At 67.9% G+C, this 16504-nt stretch carries 16 protein-coding genes; 9 read left to right on the forward strand and 7 right to left on the reverse strand.

Features of this window, described 5'->3' with window-relative positions; all coding sequences use genetic code 11:
- The 4 genes from ACNKFW_RS14160 to ACNKFW_RS14175 all read right to left on the reverse strand — a co-directional run bounded on the left by ACNKFW_RS14160 (position 1) and on the right by ACNKFW_RS14175 (position 2672).
- Positions 1-1146 carry an alpha-D-ribose 1-methylphosphonate 5-triphosphate diphosphatase gene (locus tag ACNKFW_RS14160; protein ID WP_147429078.1) on the reverse strand — a complete coding sequence of 382 codons (1146 nt, stop codon included), beginning with the start codon at positions 1144-1146 and terminating at the stop codon, positions 1-3.
- A 179-nt stretch (positions 1147-1325) separates the two neighbouring features.
- The gene (locus ACNKFW_RS14165; RefSeq protein ID WP_024842532.1) at positions 1326-2006 is read right to left on the reverse strand and encodes an NAD-dependent deacylase; all 681 of its coding nucleotides are present in this window, start codon (positions 2004-2006) and stop codon (positions 1326-1328) included.
- Positions 2007-2013: 7 nt separating this feature from the next.
- The gene (locus ACNKFW_RS14170; protein WP_024842533.1) at positions 2014-2319 is read right to left on the reverse strand and encodes a hypothetical protein; all 306 of its coding nucleotides are present in this window, start codon (positions 2317-2319) and stop codon (positions 2014-2016) included.
- A 167-nt stretch (positions 2320-2486) separates the two neighbouring features.
- Complete coding sequence (locus tag ACNKFW_RS14175; protein ID WP_024842534.1) at positions 2487-2672, reverse strand: heavy-metal-associated domain-containing protein; 186 nt, start codon at positions 2670-2672, stop codon at positions 2487-2489.
- A 115-nt stretch (positions 2673-2787) separates the two neighbouring features.
- Between ACNKFW_RS14175 and ACNKFW_RS14180 the strand changes: the two genes are divergently transcribed.
- The 5 genes from ACNKFW_RS14180 to ACNKFW_RS14200 all read left to right on the forward strand — a co-directional run bounded on the left by ACNKFW_RS14180 (position 2788) and on the right by ACNKFW_RS14200 (position 8082).
- Entirely contained in the window at positions 2788-3693 is a 906-nt protein-coding gene (locus ACNKFW_RS14180) for a DMT family transporter (RefSeq protein WP_114669106.1), read from the forward strand.
- A 41-nt stretch (positions 3694-3734) separates the two neighbouring features.
- On the forward strand, positions 3735-5534 hold the full coding sequence (gene lepA / locus ACNKFW_RS14185; protein WP_024842536.1) for a translation elongation factor 4: 1800 nt from the start codon (positions 3735-3737) through the stop codon (positions 5532-5534).
- 51 nt (positions 5535-5585) lie between these two features.
- Positions 5586-6089, forward strand: coding sequence for a hypothetical protein (locus ACNKFW_RS14190; protein ID WP_147429077.1), 504 nt, complete (start codon positions 5586-5588; stop codon positions 6087-6089).
- Complete coding sequence (locus ACNKFW_RS14195; RefSeq protein WP_418025487.1) at positions 6090-6518, forward strand: hypothetical protein; 429 nt, start codon at positions 6090-6092, stop codon at positions 6516-6518.
- A gap of 130 nt (positions 6519-6648) precedes the next feature.
- Positions 6649-8082 carry an NAD-dependent succinate-semialdehyde dehydrogenase gene (locus ACNKFW_RS14200; RefSeq protein ID WP_147429076.1) on the forward strand — a complete coding sequence of 478 codons (1434 nt, stop codon included), beginning with the start codon at positions 6649-6651 and terminating at the stop codon, positions 8080-8082.
- Between the two features lie 10 nt (positions 8083-8092).
- Here ACNKFW_RS14200 and ACNKFW_RS14205 read toward each other — a convergent pair whose 3' ends face one another.
- Positions 8093-8671, reverse strand: a complete 579-nt coding sequence (locus ACNKFW_RS14205; RefSeq protein ID WP_024842540.1) for a cupin domain-containing protein — start codon at positions 8669-8671, stop codon at positions 8093-8095.
- A 143-nt stretch (positions 8672-8814) separates the two neighbouring features.
- On the opposite strand from ACNKFW_RS14205, the gene gabT reads away from it, so the two are divergent.
- Positions 8815-10095 carry a 4-aminobutyrate--2-oxoglutarate transaminase gene (gene gabT, locus ACNKFW_RS14210; RefSeq protein ID WP_147429075.1) on the forward strand — a complete coding sequence of 427 codons (1281 nt, stop codon included), beginning with the start codon at positions 8815-8817 and terminating at the stop codon, positions 10093-10095.
- A gap of 13 nt (positions 10096-10108) precedes the next feature.
- On the opposite strand, the gene ACNKFW_RS14215 is transcribed toward gabT, so the two are convergent.
- Positions 10109-11011, reverse strand: a complete 903-nt coding sequence (locus ACNKFW_RS14215) for a LysR family transcriptional regulator (protein WP_147429200.1) — start codon at positions 11009-11011, stop codon at positions 10109-10111.
- Between the two features lie 91 nt (positions 11012-11102).
- Between ACNKFW_RS14215 and ACNKFW_RS14220 the strand changes: the two genes are divergently transcribed.
- On the forward strand, positions 11103-12314 hold the full coding sequence (locus ACNKFW_RS14220) for an acyl-CoA dehydrogenase (RefSeq protein ID WP_024842543.1): 1212 nt from the start codon (positions 11103-11105) through the stop codon (positions 12312-12314).
- The gene (locus tag ACNKFW_RS14225; RefSeq protein ID WP_418025540.1) at positions 12314-13459 is read left to right on the forward strand and encodes a CaiB/BaiF CoA transferase family protein; all 1146 of its coding nucleotides are present in this window, start codon (positions 12314-12316) and stop codon (positions 13457-13459) included. The genes ACNKFW_RS14220 and ACNKFW_RS14225 overlap by 1 nt, the downstream gene beginning before the upstream one ends.
- A 3-nt stretch (positions 13460-13462) precedes the next feature.
- Here ACNKFW_RS14225 and ACNKFW_RS14230 read toward each other — a convergent pair whose 3' ends face one another.
- Positions 13463-14419, reverse strand: a complete 957-nt coding sequence (locus ACNKFW_RS14230; protein ID WP_147429074.1) for a helix-turn-helix domain-containing protein — start codon at positions 14417-14419, stop codon at positions 13463-13465.
- A 294-nt stretch (positions 14420-14713) separates the two neighbouring features.
- Between ACNKFW_RS14230 and ACNKFW_RS14235 the strand changes: the two genes are divergently transcribed.
- Positions 14714-16462 carry a hydantoinase B/oxoprolinase family protein gene (locus ACNKFW_RS14235; protein WP_147429073.1) on the forward strand — a complete coding sequence of 583 codons (1749 nt, stop codon included), beginning with the start codon at positions 14714-14716 and terminating at the stop codon, positions 16460-16462.
- Positions 16463-16504 lie beyond the last annotated feature (42 nt).

A 16504-nucleotide genomic window follows, 5' to 3' on the forward strand; every position in this document is an offset into this window, starting at 1 on the left:
TCAGACCCGGCGCCCGCGCACCCATGTCTCGCGCATGACCGGCGTATCCTCGTCCAGCATGGCAAAGCGGATCAGGTCGGCGCGCAGCCCCGGCGCCAGGCGGCCGCGGTCGGCCAATCCGGCCGCCTGGGCCGGGTTGGCCGTCACGCTTGCCATGGCGCGCGGCAGGTCGTCCCAGATCCGCGCCAGGATCAGCGCCCCGGCCAGGAGCCCCGCGGGCACGTAATCCGAGGACAGGATGTCGAGCTGCCCAACCCGTGCCAGATCCGCCGCCGAGACATTGCCGGAATGGCTGCCGCCGCGGATCAGGTTCGGCGCCCCCATCATCACCATGATACCGTGGTCGTGGCAGGCCGCCGCCGCCTCGGGCGTGGTCGGGAATTCGGCCAGCCGCACGCCATGGCCGGCCGAAAGCGCGACATGTGCGGCCGTGGTGTCGTCATGGCTGGCCAGCACCGCGCCCAGCCGGTGCGCGATCTCGACCGCCGCCGCCTCGTGGCGGTCGCCGAAGCGGGCGCGCAGATCCTGCAGCCGGGCGACATGCTCGGCGAAGGCCGCGTCCGAGAGCTTGTACTTGCCCTGCACATATTGCGCGAGCTTCGAGATGTCGCGGAACTGGCGCTGGCCCGGTGTGTGGTCCATCAGGCTGATGATGCCGACCCGGTCCTCGGGGCCGAACTCGTCGAGTTCCGCCAGCAGGGTCTGCGAGCAGATCTCGGCGCGCAGGTGCAGGAAATGGCTGATGCGCAGCGCCCCCCGAGCCCGTAGCGCGGCCAGTTCATGCGCCAGTTCGCGGGCATATTTGTCGTAATCCTGGTCTGGCCCCTCGTTCGGGATCGAGCCCACGCGCATGGCGTCGAAGACCGTGGTGATGCCGCAGCCCGCCAGTTCGGCGTCATGCGCCAGGATGGCCCCGGCATGGGGCCAGTCCACGCCGGGGCGGGGACGGATGTGGCGTTCCAGGTTGTCGGTATGCAGCTCGACCATGCCGGGGGCAAGATAGTCGCCCTGCATGTCCAGCGCGCCGGCCGGCACGGCGCTGCCCGGCTGGATCGCGGCGATGGCGCCGTCCTCCAGCACCAGCGCGCCGGGGGTCACGGTCTCGGGCAGGATCAGGCGGGCATTGGCAAGGATGGTGCGGGTCATAGCGGGCCTTGGGGTTGCGGGGCAGGCCAGGGGTGGCCGATTGCGGCGCCATGGTCAAGCGCGGTGGCTGCGAGATGGGGGCCGGGGGGGGCTTTGCCCCCGCCGCGCCGGCCCCTCGACGGGGCCGGCGCGGCGTTCCCCCAGGATATTTGCACAAGAAAGAAGCCGGAAGGCGGCGCCTAGGGGCAGAGCGCATCCACCCATTGCGGCACCACCTCGGTCGCGGCGCCGAGGCGGCGTTCGGCGAAGTCGCGGCTGACGGCCGAGGCAGCCAGGTTCAGCTCGATGGTATGGGCGCCGTTGCGGCGGGCGTGCTGGGCCAGGCCGGCGGCGGGATAGACTAGGCCCGATGTGCCGATGGCGGCAAAGAGCTCGGCGCTTTCGACCGCCTTCCAGATCCGCTCCATGTGATAGGGGATCTCGCCGAACCAGACGATGTCGGGCCGGGCCAGGGCCTTGCCGCAGGCCGGGCAGGGATCGGGCGGGCGCATCACCAGCGCCGCCGGCCAGCGGTGGCCGCAGCCGGCGCAGAGCGCGCCGAGCAGGCTGCCATGCATGTGGATCACCTCGGCCGAGCCGCCGCGCTCGTGCAGGTCGTCCACGTTCTGCGTGACCAGGGTTAGCTCGTGCCGTTGCGCCAGCCGCGCCAGAGCCCGATGCGCCGCGTTGGGCCGGGCGCGGGCGGCATCGGCGCGGCGCTGGTTGTAGAAGCGATGCACCAGCGCCGGGTCGCGCCGAAAGCCCTCGGGCGTGGCGACGTCCTCGATGCGGTGCTCTTCCCACAGCCCGTCGGTGGCACGGAACGTCCTGATCCCGCTTTCGGCCGAGATGCCTGCCCCCGTCAGCACGGTGATGCGCATCCCCGGCTCAGCGTGCGCAATAGGCCTCGGCCGCGGCGGCGAAATTCTTGTAGCGGGCCCAGAAGGCGTTGTCGGCATCGCTTTTCGACATGCGCACTTCTTGCGCCGCATCGGCGTCGCGGAAGAAGCGCGCCGCGCGGCGCTGGTCCGAGCGCGACAGCGTCTGGTCGGCGACCTGCTGGATGCAGCGACAGGCCTGGCCGTTGCGGGCGCCCCGCTCCGAACGGATGCAGGCGGAATCGATCGGGCCTGCCACGGCGAGCGGCGTGGTCAGCACCACCGCGGCGGCGGCGATCATCAATCGGTTGAACATCTCTGTCTCCTCGGCTCCTGCCACGGCAACGGGGCTGCGCACCCTCTTTCCGCCGCGCTCTTGTCCGGCGGAGCTTAGCAGAAGCCGCCCCTTGCCTCAATTGCGGCGGGGCGGCGCAGGGGGCCAAAGGATGGCGGCCGCGGGGGCGCGCGCCCCAAGATATGCGGTCAGGCCGGTTCGGGCGTATAGCCGGCGTCGCGAATCACCTCGGCCGCGCGGGCGGCATCCAGCCCCTCGACCGTGACGCTGCGGCTGGCGAGGTCGGTCGCGGCCCTGCCGCCCGCCTCGGCCACCGCCTTTTCGATGGCCGCCGTGCAATGGCCGCAGCTCATGTCCTCGACGCGGAATTTCATCGGCCCGTCCTTTCACCCGTTTTTCGTCTGGCCCGGCCTTTCGCTTGTCCGGGAAGCAGCCTATGATCGCGTCGCGGCGCCACGGGCGCAACTCCCCCTCATGAGGCTGCGACCAATGGTCACCGAAAACTTCCGTGGCGCGATCCTGATGGTCGTCTCGATGGTGCTGTTCGCCTTCGAGGACATGTTCATCAAGCTGCTTGCGGCCGAACTGCCCTATGCGCAGGTGCTGGCCCTGATCGGGCTTCTGGGCTTTCTTGCCTTTGGCGCCATGCTGAAGCTCAAGCGTGGGCGGCTGTTCACCCGCGACCTGGTCCGGCCCATCGTGCTGTTTCGCAACCTGGCCGAGGCGGTTGGCTCGATCGGCATCGTCGTGGCGCTGGCGCTGACCGAGCTGTCCTCAACCTCGGCGATCATGCAGGCGCTGCCCCTGGCCATCGTGCTGGGCGCGGCGCTGTTTCTGGGCGAGCCGGTCGGCTGGCGGCGCTGGAGCGCGATCATCGTCGGCTTCCTGGGCGTGCTCTTGGTGATCCGGCCGGGACTGGCGGGGTTCCAGCCGGTGTCGCTGATGGCGCTGCTGGCGGTGGTGGGGCTGGCGGCGCGCGACATCGCCACCCGCCGCGTGCCGGCGCATATCCATTCCGACCAGCTGGCCGCCTCGGCCTTCTTCGCCATCCTGATCGCCGCGGTGCTGATGGGGCTGGTGCTGGGGCAGGACTTCGTCCTGCCCAGCCCGCGGCAATGGCTGCTGTTGCTGGCCTGCATCACCCTGGGCGTCGGCGGCTATGCGCTGCTGGTCACCGCAACCCGCGTGGGCGAGGCCTCGGCGCTTGCCCCCTATCGCTATGCAAGGCTGGTCTTTGCCCTGATCCTGGCCTTCCTGGTCTTCGGCGAGCGTCCGGATGCGCTGACGCTGACCGGCGCCGCGATCATCGTCGGCTCGGGCTGCTACACCATGTGGCGCGAGGCCGCGCTGCGCCGCCGCCGGCTGCGCGAGGCCGGTTTCGTCACCGCCTCATGAACCCTCTTTCCGCAACGCCAAAGCCCTTGTATAGCCCGGCCATGACCGACCTTGACCTCATCCGCAATTTCTCGATCGTGGCCCATATCGACCACGGCAAATCCACCCTGGCCGACCGCCTGATCCAGCTGACGGGTACGGTCGCCGAACGCGACATGAAGGCCCAGCTGCTCGACAGCATGGATATCGAGCGCGAGCGGGGCATCACCATCAAGGCCAACACCGTGCGCATCGAATACCCCGCGCGAGACGGGCGGACCTATGTGCTGAACCTGATCGACACCCCCGGCCATGTCGACTTCGCCTATGAGGTCAGCCGGTCGATGCGCGCGGTCGAGGGCAGCCTGCTGGTCGTGGACGCGACGCAGGGGGTCGAGGCGCAGACCCTGGCCAATGTCTATCAGGCCATCGACGCCGGGCACGAGATCGTGCCGGTGCTGAACAAGATCGACCTGCCCGCCGCCGAGCCCGACCGCGTCAAGGAACAGATCGAGGACGTGATCGGCATCGACGCCCATGACGCCATCGAGATCTCGGCCAAGACCGGCCTTGGCATCCCCGAGGTGCTGGAGGCCATCGTCACCCGCCTGCCGGCCCCCAAGGGCGACCGCGACGCGCCCTTGAAGGCGATGCTGGTCGATTCGTGGTATGACCCCTATCTGGGCGTCGTGGTGATGATCCGGGTCATGGACGGGGTGATCCGCAAGGGCGACCGCATCCGCATGATGCAGACCAATGCCGTCTACGGCATCGACAAGCTCGCCGTGCTGCGGCCGCAGATGCAGGACATTGCCGAGCTGGGGCCGGGCGAGATCGGCGTTTTGACCGCCTCGATCAAGCAGGTGCGCGACACCCGCGTCGGCGACACCATCACGCATGAGCGCAAGGGCACCGACAAGCCGCTGCCGGGCTTCAAGCCGGCGCAGCCGGTGGTGTTCTGCGGCCTCTTTCCGGTCGATGCCAATGATTTCGAGGCGCTGCGCGACGCCATCGAGAAGCTGGCGCTGAACGATGCCAGCTTCTCCTACGAGATGGAGACCTCGGCCGCGCTGGGGTTCGGCTTCCGCTGCGGCTTCCTGGGCCTTCTGCACCTCGAGGTGATCCGCGACCGGCTGGAGCGCGAATACGACCTGGACCTGATCACCACCGCGCCCTCGGTGGTGTTCCGGCTGCACATGCGCGACGGCGAGGTGCGCGAGCTGCACAACCCCGCCGACATGCCCGACCTGACGCTGATCGACCATATCGAGGAGCCGCGCATCAAGGCCACGATCATGGTGCCCGACGAATACCTGGGCGACGTGCTGAAGCTTTGCCAGGACCGCCGCGGCATCCAGATGGACCTGACCTATGCCGGCAACCGGGCGATGGTGGTCTATGACCTGCCGCTGGCCGAGGTGGTCTTCGATTTCTACGACCGGCTGAAATCCGTGACCAAGGGCTATGCCAGCTTCGATTACCAGATCAGCGAATATCGCGAGGATTATCTGGTCAAGATGTCGATCCTGGTGAATGACGAGCCGGTGGACGCGCTGGCGATCATGGTCCACCGCGACCGTGCCGAAAGCCGCGGCCGGGCGATGGTGGAAAAGCTGAAGGAGCTGATTCCGCGCCACATGTTCAAGATCCCGATCCAGGCCGCCATCGGCAGCCGGGTGATCGCGCGCGAGACGCTTTCGGCGCTGCGCAAGGACGTGACGGCGAAATGCTATGGCGGCGATGCGACGCGCAAGAAGAAGCTCTTGGAAAAGCAAAAGGCCGGCAAGAAGAAGATGCGCCAGTTCGGCAAGGTCGAGATCCCGCAGACGGCATTCATCCAGGCATTGAAGATGGACGGATGACTCATCCCCCGGGTTGTGGCAGCATGGATTCGCGCCACATCGGGGAATGGTATGCGGGTTGCCTTCGTTTTACTGGCGGTTTCTTTCCTGGGCACGGGGGCCTTCGCCCAGGACGGAGACGATTTCGGCTTCCCGGTCCCGATTGATGTGCAGACCCGGCGGCAGTTGCTGAGCGAAGCTTTTCCGCAGGTCGATAACAGCCTGAAAAAGCTGGACAGCCTGATCAGGTATCGCCGGGATCTGGAGCTTTACCGAGTCACGCATCTTGAGGCGTTCAACGAGGCGATAGAGCAGATCTGCCGCGATCTGCTTATTGTCGAGGCCAGGGTGAGTGCGGCCGCCGGCAGGGGCGACCTTTCCCCGAACGAGAAAGGCAATTACGACCGCCGGATCGCCGAGGAACGCGGGCAATGTTCGGTCTCGAACAAGGCTTCCAGCCGGTATTATCGGCTTTACGATCAGTTCATGGGCATTTATCGCGACGAGGCCGCCAGTTCCAGGGATCGCCTGCATAGTTGCTATGCCAGCGATCCTTGCCGCCTGGGGCAGGGTTAGATGCTGCTGGACTGGAGCAGCGTCGTCTCTCGGGCCCAGCTTTCGCTTTTCAATTTCCTTTTGGCGCTTTCGGACCTGCTGCCTGCCATATTCTTCGCGATCACCTTTCCGCTGGTCCTGCTGCTTTTCATCCGCTTCGATGAAGGGGAAAAGGTTCTCGCGCCGTTCGAACTGACATTCTTTTCCTTTATCGGGCTACTGGTCGCCTATCTGACCTATCTGAGCAAGGATACCTTGCTGGAAAACCTGCTGCCGTCCTTTGTCGTGATCCTGGCCTTCTTCTTTCAGCTGTTCGGTCGGACGAAATCCGGGGCAGAGGTGCCCCTGGGAACCAAGATGACGCTGGCGGCCGGGATCGTCACCGTCGGCTCGTTCATCATCGGCTCGCGCTTCTTCAACCTGTTGTTCGGCGGCGGCGGGGGAGGCTAGGGCCGGGCTCCGGCCGATGCGCAATCACGCAGAAAGTCTGCGTTCAGGATATTGAGCAATTGGATTGAAAACCGCCCGGCCTAGCCCTATGACCGGACCGGCCGACGGCCGATTCCAGCAGGGGGACAGGATGAGCTATCCGAACACGCAGCTTTTCATCGACGGAATCTGGCGTCCGGCGCAGGACGGGCGCAGCCTGCCGGTTCTGAACCCGGCCACCGGCGCCGAGATCGGCCGCGTCGCCCATGCCGGCCTCGCCGACCTGGATCAGGCGCTGGCCGCCGCCGACCGCGCCTTTGTGGAATGGCGGCGCAGTTCGCCGCTGCACCGCTCGGACCTGATGCGCAAGGCGGCGGCGCTCTTGCGCGAGCGCGCCGAGCCCATCGCCGCGCTGATGGTCGCCGAACAGGGCAAGCCGCTGGCCCAGGCGCGGACCGAGACCCTGGCCGGGGCCGAGATCATCGAATGGTTCGCCGAAGAGGCGCGCCGCAGCTATGGCCAGGTCATCCCGCCCCGCGTGCCGGGTGTCACCCAGCTGACGGTCAAGGAGCCGCTGGGCCCGGTCGCCGCCTTCACGCCGTGGAATTTCCCGATCAATCAGGCGGTTCGCAAGGTTTCCGCCGCGCTGGCGGCGGGCTGCACCATCATCGTCAAGGCGCCCGAGGAAACTCCGGCCTCGCCGGCCGAACTGATCCGCTGCTTTGCCGATGCCGGGGTGCCGGCGGGGGTGGTGAACCTGGTCTATGGCGACCCGGCCGAAATCTCGGGCTACCTGATCCCGCATCCGGTGATCCGCAAGGTGTCCTTCACCGGCTCGACGGCGGTGGGCAAGCAGCTGGCGGCGCTGGCGGGGCTGCACATGAAGCCGGGGACCATGGAGCTGGGCGGCCATGCGCCGGTACTGGTCTTCGACGATGCCGATGTCGATGCGGCGGTGGCGGCCATGGCGGCCGCGAAACTGCGCAATGCCGGGCAGGTCTGCATCTCGCCCACCCGCTTCCTGGTGCAAGAGGCGGTGGCAGACCGCTTCACCGAAGGTTTCACCGCCGCACTGGCCGCCGCCAAGGTCGGGCCGGGCATGGACCCGGACAGCGCCATGGGGCCGCTGGCGAATGAGCGCCGCATCCCCGCCATCGAGCGGCTGATCCGGGACGCGCTGGACCGCGGCGCGCGGCTGGCGACCGGCGGGGCGCGGATCGGCAACGAAGGCTGGTTCTTTGCCCCGACCGTGCTGACCGACGTGCCGGCGGATGCGGCGGTGATGAACGAGGAACCCTTCGGCCCCATCGCCGTGGTCAACCGGTTCAGCAGCGACGACGAGGCCTTTGCCGAGGCGAACCGGCTGCCCTATGGCCTGGCCAGCTATGCCTGGACGGGCAGTTCGGCCCGCGCGCAGCGGTTGCAGGATGAAATCCAGGCCGGAATGCTGACCATCAACCATATCGGCCTGTCGCTGCCGGAATTGCCCTTTGGCGGCATCGGCGATTCCGGCATGGGGACCGAGGGCGGTTCCGAGGCGATCGGCGCCTATCTGCAGACCCGCTTCGTCACCCGCAGGGGTTAGAAATCAGGGGCTAGAGATAGGGCGGGGTGCAGGCGCTGACCACCACCGCCTCGCGGTCCGAGATGTTGCGGAAGCGGTGCGGCTGGGTCGAGGCGAAGAGGTAGCTGTCGCCCGCCTTCAGCACCCGGCTCTGGTCGGCCACGATCAGCTCGATCTCGCCGGCGATGACGATGCCGCCCTCGCTGCCGTGATGGGCCAGCATGGTCTCGCCGGTATCGGCGCCCGGCTCATAGCGTTCGTGCAAGATTTGCAGGTTGTGCAGCCGCGCGTCGCCGACCTGGCGCAGGGTCATACGCCCGACCGGCCCCTGCGCGGCGGAATAAAGTCGCGAGGTCAGGTCGCGCAACTCGGCCGGGGTGAAGAAGGGTTGCGGGCTTTGCGGCAGGTCGGGCTCGAAGAACTCGGACATGGTGACGCCCAGCCCGCCAAGGATCTTGCGCAGCGAGGCGACCGAGGGGCTGGAGCGCCCGGTCTCGATCATCGAGATCTGGCCATGCGGCACGCCCGAAGCCTCGGCCAGCTGCCGCTGCGACATGTTTGCCGCGCTGCGCAGCTCTTTCAGCCGCGCGCCCACGTCGAAATCGCTCATCCTTGCCCCGATGCCGTTTTGCGGCAGGTTAGCAGGGCCGGGGGTTGCGCACCAGTTCCGCATCCTGCCGCAGATCGAAGAAAGTCGTTGCTCAAAATATTGAGCATCGTGTAAGCCGATTCCATCAGCATGGAGGTCTGCACATGGAATCGAAGCAGTTGATCGAGCGGCGCAAGGCGGCGGTGGCGCGGGGTGTCGGCACGCGGGACATCTATGCCGTCCGGGCCGAGAATGCCGAGCTTTGGACCGCCGAGGGCCGGCGGATGCTGGATTTCGCCGCCGGCATCGCGGTGAACAACACCGGCCATCGCCATCCCAAGGTGATCGAGGCGGTCCAGCGCCAGATGCAGGACTTCACCCATACCTGCTTCCATGTCGCGCCCTATGAATCCTATGTCGCCCTGGCCGAGCGGCTGAACGCGCTGACCCCCGGCGATTTCGCGAAAAAGACCATGTTCGCCACCACCGGCGCCGAGGCGGTCGAGAATGCGGTGAAGATGGCGCGGGCCTTTACCGGGCGCTCGGGCGTGATCGCCTTCAACGGCGCCTTCCATGGCCGCACGCTTCTGGGCATGGCGCTGACCGGCAAGGTGGCGCCCTACAAGGCCGGTTTCGGCACCATGCCGCCCGAGATTCACCACGCGATCTTCCCCAACGCCATGGCGGGCGTGTCGGTCGCGCAGGCCGTCGCACATCTGGAGACGCTGCTGGCCTCGTCCATCGACCCCCGGCGGGTGGCGGCGATCATCGTCGAGCCGGTGCAGGGCGAGGGCGGCTTCAACGTCGCGCCGCCCGAGTTCCTGGCCGCGCTGCGCCGCATCTGCGACAGCCACGGCATCGTGCTGATCGGCGACGAGATCCAGGCCGGCATGGCCCGCACCGGCCGCATGTTCGGGTTCCAGCATTCCGGCGTCGCGCCCGACCTGGTGACCATGGCCAAAGGGCTGGCCGGGGGCTTTCCGCTGTCCGCCGTCACCGGCCGGGCCGAGATCGTGGACGCGCCCGCGCCGGGCGGGCTGGGCGGCACCTATGCCGGCAACCCGCTGGCCATCGCCGCCGCGCTGGCGGTGCTGGAGGTGATCGAGGACGAAGACCTTTGCGCCCGCGCCGAGGAAATCGGCTCGGCCATCCGCTCGCGCCTGCAAAAGCTGGCCGAACGCTTCTCGGCCATCGGCGACGTGCGCGGGCTTGGCGCGATGAACGCTTTCGAGCTGGTGCAGCCCGGCGACCGCAGCCAGCCCGACGCGCAACTGACCGCCGCCATCGTGGCCGAGGCCGAGGCGCGCGGGCTGATCCTGCTGTCCTGCGGCACGCGCTACAACGTCATCCGCCTGCTGCCGCCGCTGACCATCCCCGACGCGCAGCTGTCCGAGGCGCTGGCGATCCTGGAAGCGGCCATCGAGGCGGCGCTGGTCCCGGCCTGAAGGCGGGCGGCCCCTAACCCATGCCGTCCAGCGCCATGCGGGCGGCGAGCCAGTCGCGAAAGGCCGCCAGCGGCTTCAGCCCGGCCTTGCGCGCCGGCCAGGCCAGCCAATAGGCGCCGCTGCCCGGCACGCCCTGCCGAAGCACCGGCGCCAGCCGGCCCTCGGCGATCTCGACCCGGGCCAGGTAATCGGGCAGCAGCGCGATCCCCAGCCCCGAGATTGCCGCCTGGATCATCATCGAGAACTGGTCCATCATCATCCCGTCCAGCGGCGCCGGCGGCTCGGCGCCCTGGCCCCGGAACCATGCTTGCCAGGCGTCCGGGCGGGTCGGCAATTGCAGCAGCACCATTCCCGCCAGATCGGCGGGCGCCGTTACAGGCCGCCGGGCCAGAAGATCGGGCGAAGCGCAGGCGGTGAGGCGTTCATCGAACAGCTTCAGGTGCTCGGCCCGCGGCCAGTCGTCCCGGCCGTAAAAGATCATCGCGTCAAAGGGCTCTTCGTCGAAGTTGAAGCGACGGAAGCGGGTGGTCAGGTTGATCGAAACCCCCGGATGGGCCGACAGGAAATCCGGCAGCCGCGGCGCCAGCCAGCGCGTGGCAAAGGTCGGCAGCACGGCCAGGTCCAGGCTGCCGCCGTCGGGATTGGCGATCAGCGACATGCTGCCGCGCTGGATCAGGTCGAGCGCGGCGGAAATGTCGCGGAAATACCGCTCGGCCGCCTCGGTCGGGGTCAGGCGCTTCTTGTGGCGGATGAACAGCTCCTGCCCCAGCTGCGCCTCCAGGCTTTGCAGCAGCCGGCTGACCGTGCTTTGCGTCAGCCCCAGATCCTGCGCCGCGCCGGTGACCGAACCCGTGCGCATCACCGCATCGAAGGCCAGCAGCAGGCTGAGGTTCGGAAGAAAGCGCCTTTGCCGCAAGAACATTCACCCCATGCATGAAGTAATGAGGATTATCCATTTTCCGGCCCGGTTTGAAAGCGGTAATGAATGATCCGACAAGCATCAGCGCATGAGGCATGACGTGACGACGAAATCGCACAAGGGCAGCCCTTTCTCGTGGTCCGACCCGTTCCTGCTTGAGGATCAGCTGACCGAGGAAGAGCGGATGATCCGCGACACCGCCGCGGCCTTTGCCGCCGACCGGCTGGCGCCGCGCGTCGAGGCCGCCTATCTGAACGAGGAAACCGATCCCGAGATATTCCGCGAGATGGGTGCCTCGGGCCTGCTGGGCGTCACCGTGGACGAGGCCTATGGCGGCGTCGGCGCCTCTTACGTCGCCTATGGGCTGGTCGCGCGCGAGATCGAGCGCATCGATTCGGGCTATCGCTCGATGGCCTCGGTGCAAAGCTCGCTGGTGATGTTCCCGATCGAGGCCTATGGCAGCGAGGCGCAGAAGCAGAAATACCTGCCGAAACTGGCCTCGGGCGAGTTCATCGGCTGCTTCGGCCTGACCGAGCCGGACGCGGGCTCCGACCCCGCCGGGATGCGCACCGTGGCCCGCAAGACCCAGGGCGGCTATGTGCTGAACGGGTCCAAGATGTGGATCTCGAACGCGCCCATCGCCGATGTCTTCGTGGTCTGGGCCAAGTCCGAGGCGCATGGCGGCAAGGTGCGCGGCTTCGTGCTGGACAAGGGCACGCCCGGCCTTTCGGCGCCCAAGATCGAGGGCAAGCTGAGCCTGCGCGCCTCGATCACCGGCGAGATCGTGATGGAGAATGTCGAGGTTGGCGAGGACGCGCTGCTTCCGAATATCGAGGGCATGGGCGGTCCCTTCGGCTGTCTGAACCGCGCGCGCTATGGCATTTCCTGGGGCGCGATGGGCGCGGCCGAGGATTGCTGGTTCCGCGCCCGGCAATACGGGCTGGATCGCCACCAGTTCAACCGCCCGCTGGCCGCGACGCAGCTTTACCAGAAAAAGCTCGCCGACATGCAGACCGAGATCGCCCTGGGCCTGCAAGCCAGCCTGCGGGTCGGGCGGCTTTTCGACGAGGGCAAGTTCGCGCCCGAGATGATCTCCATCGTCAAGCGCAACAATTGCGGCAAGGCGCTGGAGATCGCCCGCCAGGCCCGCGACATGCATGGCGGCAACGGCATCCAGATCGGCTATCACGTCATGCGGCACGCGCAGAACCTGGAAACGGTGAACACCTATGAGGGCACGCATGACGTGCATGCGCTGATCCTGGGCCGGGCGCAGACCGGCATCCAGGCGTTCGCGTGATGGATCAGCCGGCGCTGAAGGGGCTGCGCGTCGTCGAACTGGCGCGCATCCTTGCCGGGCCGTGGATCGGCCAGACGCTGGCCGACCTGGGCGCCGAGGTGATCAAGGTCGAGGCGCCCGAGGGCGACGATACCCGCCGCTGGGGCCCGCCCTTCATCGAGCGGCCGCGCGCCGACGGGACCACCGAGCGGGTCGCGGCCTATTTCCACGCCGCCAACCGCGGTAAGCGTTCCGTCATCTGCGATTTCAACGATCCCGCCGACCTGGAGCGGTTGCGGGCGCTGATCGACCAGGCCGATGTGGTGATCGAGAATTTCAAGCTGGGGGGGCTGCGCAAGTTCGGGCTGGACTACCAGACGCTTTCGGCGCGCAATCCGCGGCTGGTCTATGCCTCGATCACCGGCTTCGGGCAGGACGGGCCGCGCGCGGTGCAGCCGGGCTATGATTTCCTGATCCAGGGCATGTCGGGCATCATGGACCTGACCGGCGATCCGCAGGGCGAGCCGCAGAAGGTCGGCGTCGCCTGGATCGACATCTTCACCGGGCTTTACGGGGTGATCGCCGTGCAGGCGGCGCTGGCCGAGCGGGCGCGTTCGGGCCTGGGCCAGCATCTGGACCTGTCGCTGCTGGATTGCGGGGTGGCGGTGCTGGCCAATCAGGCAACGAATTACCTGCTGGGCGGCGCGGTGCCGCATCGGCTGGGCAATGCGCATCCCAATATCGTGCCCTACCAGCTTTTCCCGGCTTCGGACGGGCATCTGATCATCGCCTGCGGCAATGATCGACAGTTCGCGGCGCTGTGCCGGGTTCTGGATCTGGCCGGTCTGGCGACCGACCCGGATTACGCCACCAACCCCGCCCGCGTGGCGAACCGCGCGCGGCTGGTGCCGCTTCTGGCCGATGCCACGTGCCGCTTTGCCCGCAGCGCGCTGATCGCCTTGCTGGAAGAGGCGGGCGTCCCCGCGGGCCCGGTCAACGACGTGGCCGAGGCCCTGGCCGAGCCGCAGGTGCAGGCCCGCGGCCTGCGCATCGCGCCCGAGGGCATCGCCGGGCTGCGCAGCCCGCTGCGCTTCTCGCGCAGCCCGCTGGTGACGGAACGCGCCGCCCCGGCGCTCGGCGAGGGCGACTGGCGCTTTCAGGGCTGAACCCTAGCCCTGCCGCCCCGCGCGGCAGGCGGCGCGATAGCCGCTGGGGGTCTGGCCGAACATGGCCCGGAACAGCCGCGAGAATTGCGCCTGGTCGCTGAAGCCGAAGCGATAGGCGACGGCGGCCAGGGACAGGTCGCCCGGCATCTGCAGCATGTCCCGCGCCGCCTTCAGCCGCGCCTCGCGGATGAATTGCGCCACCGTGGTCCCGGTATCGCCGAACAGGTCGTGCAGATAGCGTTTCGAGATGCCGCAGGCCGCCGCCACCGTCTCGGGCGACAGGGCCGGATCGGTCAGGCTGCGCAGGATCGCGTCCTGCGCGCGCTTCAGATGCGCGGCGCGGACCGCCGTGGCAGCGCCGCCGTCGGTTTCCGCCTGCCGGTCCAGCGCCAGCGCCAGCAACTCGATCAGGTGCCGGCCCAGCACGTCTGCCGCCGCGGAATCGGCGGGCAGGGCATGGGCGCGGCGCACCGTCTCGGCGAACAGGCCGCCCAGGCCCTCGCGCCCGTCGAAGACCGTGGCGCAAAGCCGGTCCGGCTGGCGCAGCCTTTCGGCCAGCGCGCTGCGGGCGATCTTCATCACCAACAGGTCGTTGCGCGCCTGATAGGCGAAGCGATAGGGCTCGTCGCCGCGCTCGACGATGAAGCCGCCGGGGGCGCAGGTGATGTCGCGGCCCAGCTGGCGAAACAGCACCGGCGCCAGGCTGGGAATGGTGACCAGGTATTCCTCGGCCTCGCCCTGCCGGATCAGGCCGGGCACCCGCTCATAGCGCGCCGGCTCGGTGCGCAGCCGCGACAGCGACACTTGCCCCATGCCGCGCCGTTCCAGCCGGCCCTGGAAGGTGGCGGGGTCGCGATAGCTCAGCTGCAGCGGAAAATAGGTATCCGCGATGATGGCCGACCAATGCGCCGCGCGCTCGGGCGGCGCGGCCGCGGCGGTGCTGTAGCTTTCCAGGGTCATGATGCGCCTCCCCGCATCGGTTCCGCGATTCGTAGCGCGCCGCGAGCAATCGGGCAAAAGAAAACGTGCGCGCGGGGCAGGCGCCAGATCCTGCCGCATGGATCGGCAGGGCTGCGCCCAGCGACAAGTTTCTCCGCACCCAGCGCCAAGACCGGGCGCCGCTGCCGCCGCACCATGGTCCAACCGAAAAGATGCCGCGCCAGGCGGCACGCCGCAGGGAGAAAAGACCATGAACCAGCCGTTTCCCGGCTGCCCTGCCCGTGCGCGCCCATGCGGCCCAGACAGGGAAATGCCATGACCAGACCCAAACCCGACCCCATCACGCTTTCGGTGGTGCGGGGCGTGCTCGAGACCACGCAGCGCGAGATGACGCTGACGCTGGAACAGACCGCCCGCAGCTCGGTCTTCAACCTCGCGCATGATTATTCGACCGCGCTCTTCAACCACACGCCCGAGATGATCCTGCAGGGCCAGGACATCCCCATCCACCTCGGCAGCCTGATCCCGGCGATGAAATCGGTGGCGAAATTCTTTCAGGGCGACATCCACGAGGGCGACCTGATCCTGCACAACGATCCGGCCCATGGCGGCAGCCATATCATCGACACCTGCATGTATTACCCGGTCTTCTACCAGGGCGAGCTGGTGTTCTGGACCGTTTGCAAGGGCCACCTGACCGATATCGGCGGCCCGGTGCCCGCCGGCTACAACCCCAACGCGACCGAGATCTATGCCGAGGGGCTGCGCATCCCGCCGGTCAAGCTCTGGGATCGCGGCAGACCGCGCCATGACGTGATGAACCTGATCCTGACCAATATGCGCGCGCGCCGCGACCAGGAGGGCGATTTCAATGCCCTGATCGGCGCCTGCCAGGTCGGCGCCCGCAACCTGGTCCGGCTGATGGACAAATATGGCAAGCAGGTGGTGCAGGACTGCATCGCCGAGCTGCTGGACATGGCCGAGGCGCATATGCGCAAGCTCATCGCCCAGGTTCCCGACGGCACCTATACCGGCACGGCGGTGCTCGAGGATGCGGGCCACGGCTTCGGCGACATGGACATCACCGCCACGGTGACGATCCAGGGCGACGGCTGCCACATCGCCATCAGCTCGCCGCCGCAGGTGCCCTATTTCATCAACAGCTACGAAGGCAACAGCCATTCCGGCGTCTATCTGGGGCTGATGATGTTCGCGCAGCTCCCGCCGCCCTATAACGAGGGGCTCTATCGCTGCGTGACCACCGACATGGGGCCCCGGGGCACGCTCTGCAACGCGAAATCCCCCGCGCCGCACATGAACTGCACCACCACGCCGATGGAGACGCTGACCGATGCGGTGCGGCTGGCCTTCGAACAGGCGGCGCCGGCCAAGGTCTCGGCCAGCTGGGGCCATGCCAATGGCTGCAACATCGCCGGCTGGGACAAGCGCCATGACGAGGAATATGTGACCATGGTGCTGGCCTCGATCATCTCGGGGGCGGGGGCCACGGCCAGCCAGGACGGCTGGCATGCCTGCGGGCCGGAATGCTGCTTCGGCGCGCTGACCTCGGGCGATATCGAGATGCTGGAGCACAGCTATCCGATCATCATCCACCGCTATTCCCTGATGCAGGATTCGGGCGGCGCCGGCCAGTTCCGCGGCGGCTCGGGCACCTGCTGGGAGGTCGAGCCGCTGGACAGCCCGATGACGCTGGTCACCTTCGGCGAGGGCCGCCGCATCCCGGCCATGGGCGCGGCCGGCGCCCGTTCCACCCTGATCCCGCCCAAGGTCGGCCGGCTGGAAGTGACGCGGGGCGGCGAGACGCAGGTCATCACCGAAAACGTCATCGAGACCATCCAGCCCGGCGAGCGCGCCGCGAACCGCAATCCCGGCGGCGGCGGCTACGGCGACCCCTATGCCCGCCCGGTCGAGAAGGTGGTCGAGGATGTCAGGAACGGCCTCGTCAGCCTCGAGGGCGCGCGGCTCGACTATGGCGTCGTCATCGCCGATGCCGCGACCCTCGCCGTCGATCACGCCGCCACCGCCGCCCTGCGCGCCGCCTAAGGCTTTCGCCGTTTTCCAAATACCCCGCGGGGGTCCGGGGGC

Origin of the sequence: Paracoccus sp. TD-10 (genome assembly GCF_048270675.1) — a bacterium.
Lineage (GTDB): Bacteria > Pseudomonadota > Alphaproteobacteria > Rhodobacterales > Rhodobacteraceae > Paracoccus > Paracoccus pantotrophus.

Excerpts from the sequence above, each read along its gene's own strand:
- ACNKFW_RS14160 (WP_147429078.1), bottom strand. The coding sequence starts at position 1,146 with ATGACCCGCACCATCCTTGCCAATGCCCGCCTGATCCTGCCCGAGACC.
- ACNKFW_RS14165 (WP_024842532.1), bottom strand. The coding sequence starts at position 2,006 with ATGCGCATCACCGTGCTGACGGGGGCAGGCATCTCGGCCGAAAGCGGG.
- ACNKFW_RS14170 (WP_024842533.1), bottom strand. The coding sequence starts at position 2,319 with ATGTTCAACCGATTGATGATCGCCGCCGCCGCGGTGGTGCTGACCACG.
- ACNKFW_RS14175 (WP_024842534.1), bottom strand. The coding sequence starts at position 2,672 with ATGAAATTCCGCGTCGAGGACATGAGCTGCGGCCATTGCACGGCGGCC.
- ACNKFW_RS14180 (WP_114669106.1), top strand. The coding sequence starts at position 2,788 with ATGGTCACCGAAAACTTCCGTGGCGCGATCCTGATGGTCGTCTCGATG.
- lepA (WP_024842536.1), top strand. The coding sequence starts at position 3,735 with ATGACCGACCTTGACCTCATCCGCAATTTCTCGATCGTGGCCCATATC.
- ACNKFW_RS14190 (WP_147429077.1), top strand. The coding sequence starts at position 5,586 with ATGCGGGTTGCCTTCGTTTTACTGGCGGTTTCTTTCCTGGGCACGGGG.
- ACNKFW_RS14195 (WP_418025487.1), top strand. The coding sequence starts at position 6,090 with ATGCTGCTGGACTGGAGCAGCGTCGTCTCTCGGGCCCAGCTTTCGCTT.
- ACNKFW_RS14200 (WP_147429076.1), top strand. The coding sequence starts at position 6,649 with ATGAGCTATCCGAACACGCAGCTTTTCATCGACGGAATCTGGCGTCCG.
- ACNKFW_RS14205 (WP_024842540.1), bottom strand. The coding sequence starts at position 8,671 with ATGAGCGATTTCGACGTGGGCGCGCGGCTGAAAGAGCTGCGCAGCGCG.
- gabT (WP_147429075.1), top strand. The coding sequence starts at position 8,815 with ATGGAATCGAAGCAGTTGATCGAGCGGCGCAAGGCGGCGGTGGCGCGG.
- ACNKFW_RS14220 (WP_024842543.1), top strand. The coding sequence starts at position 11,103 with ATGAGGCATGACGTGACGACGAAATCGCACAAGGGCAGCCCTTTCTCG.
- ACNKFW_RS14225 (WP_418025540.1), top strand. The coding sequence starts at position 12,314 with ATGGATCAGCCGGCGCTGAAGGGGCTGCGCGTCGTCGAACTGGCGCGC.
- ACNKFW_RS14230 (WP_147429074.1), bottom strand. The coding sequence starts at position 14,419 with ATGACCCTGGAAAGCTACAGCACCGCCGCGGCCGCGCCGCCCGAGCGC.
- ACNKFW_RS14235 (WP_147429073.1), top strand. The coding sequence starts at position 14,714 with ATGACCAGACCCAAACCCGACCCCATCACGCTTTCGGTGGTGCGGGGC.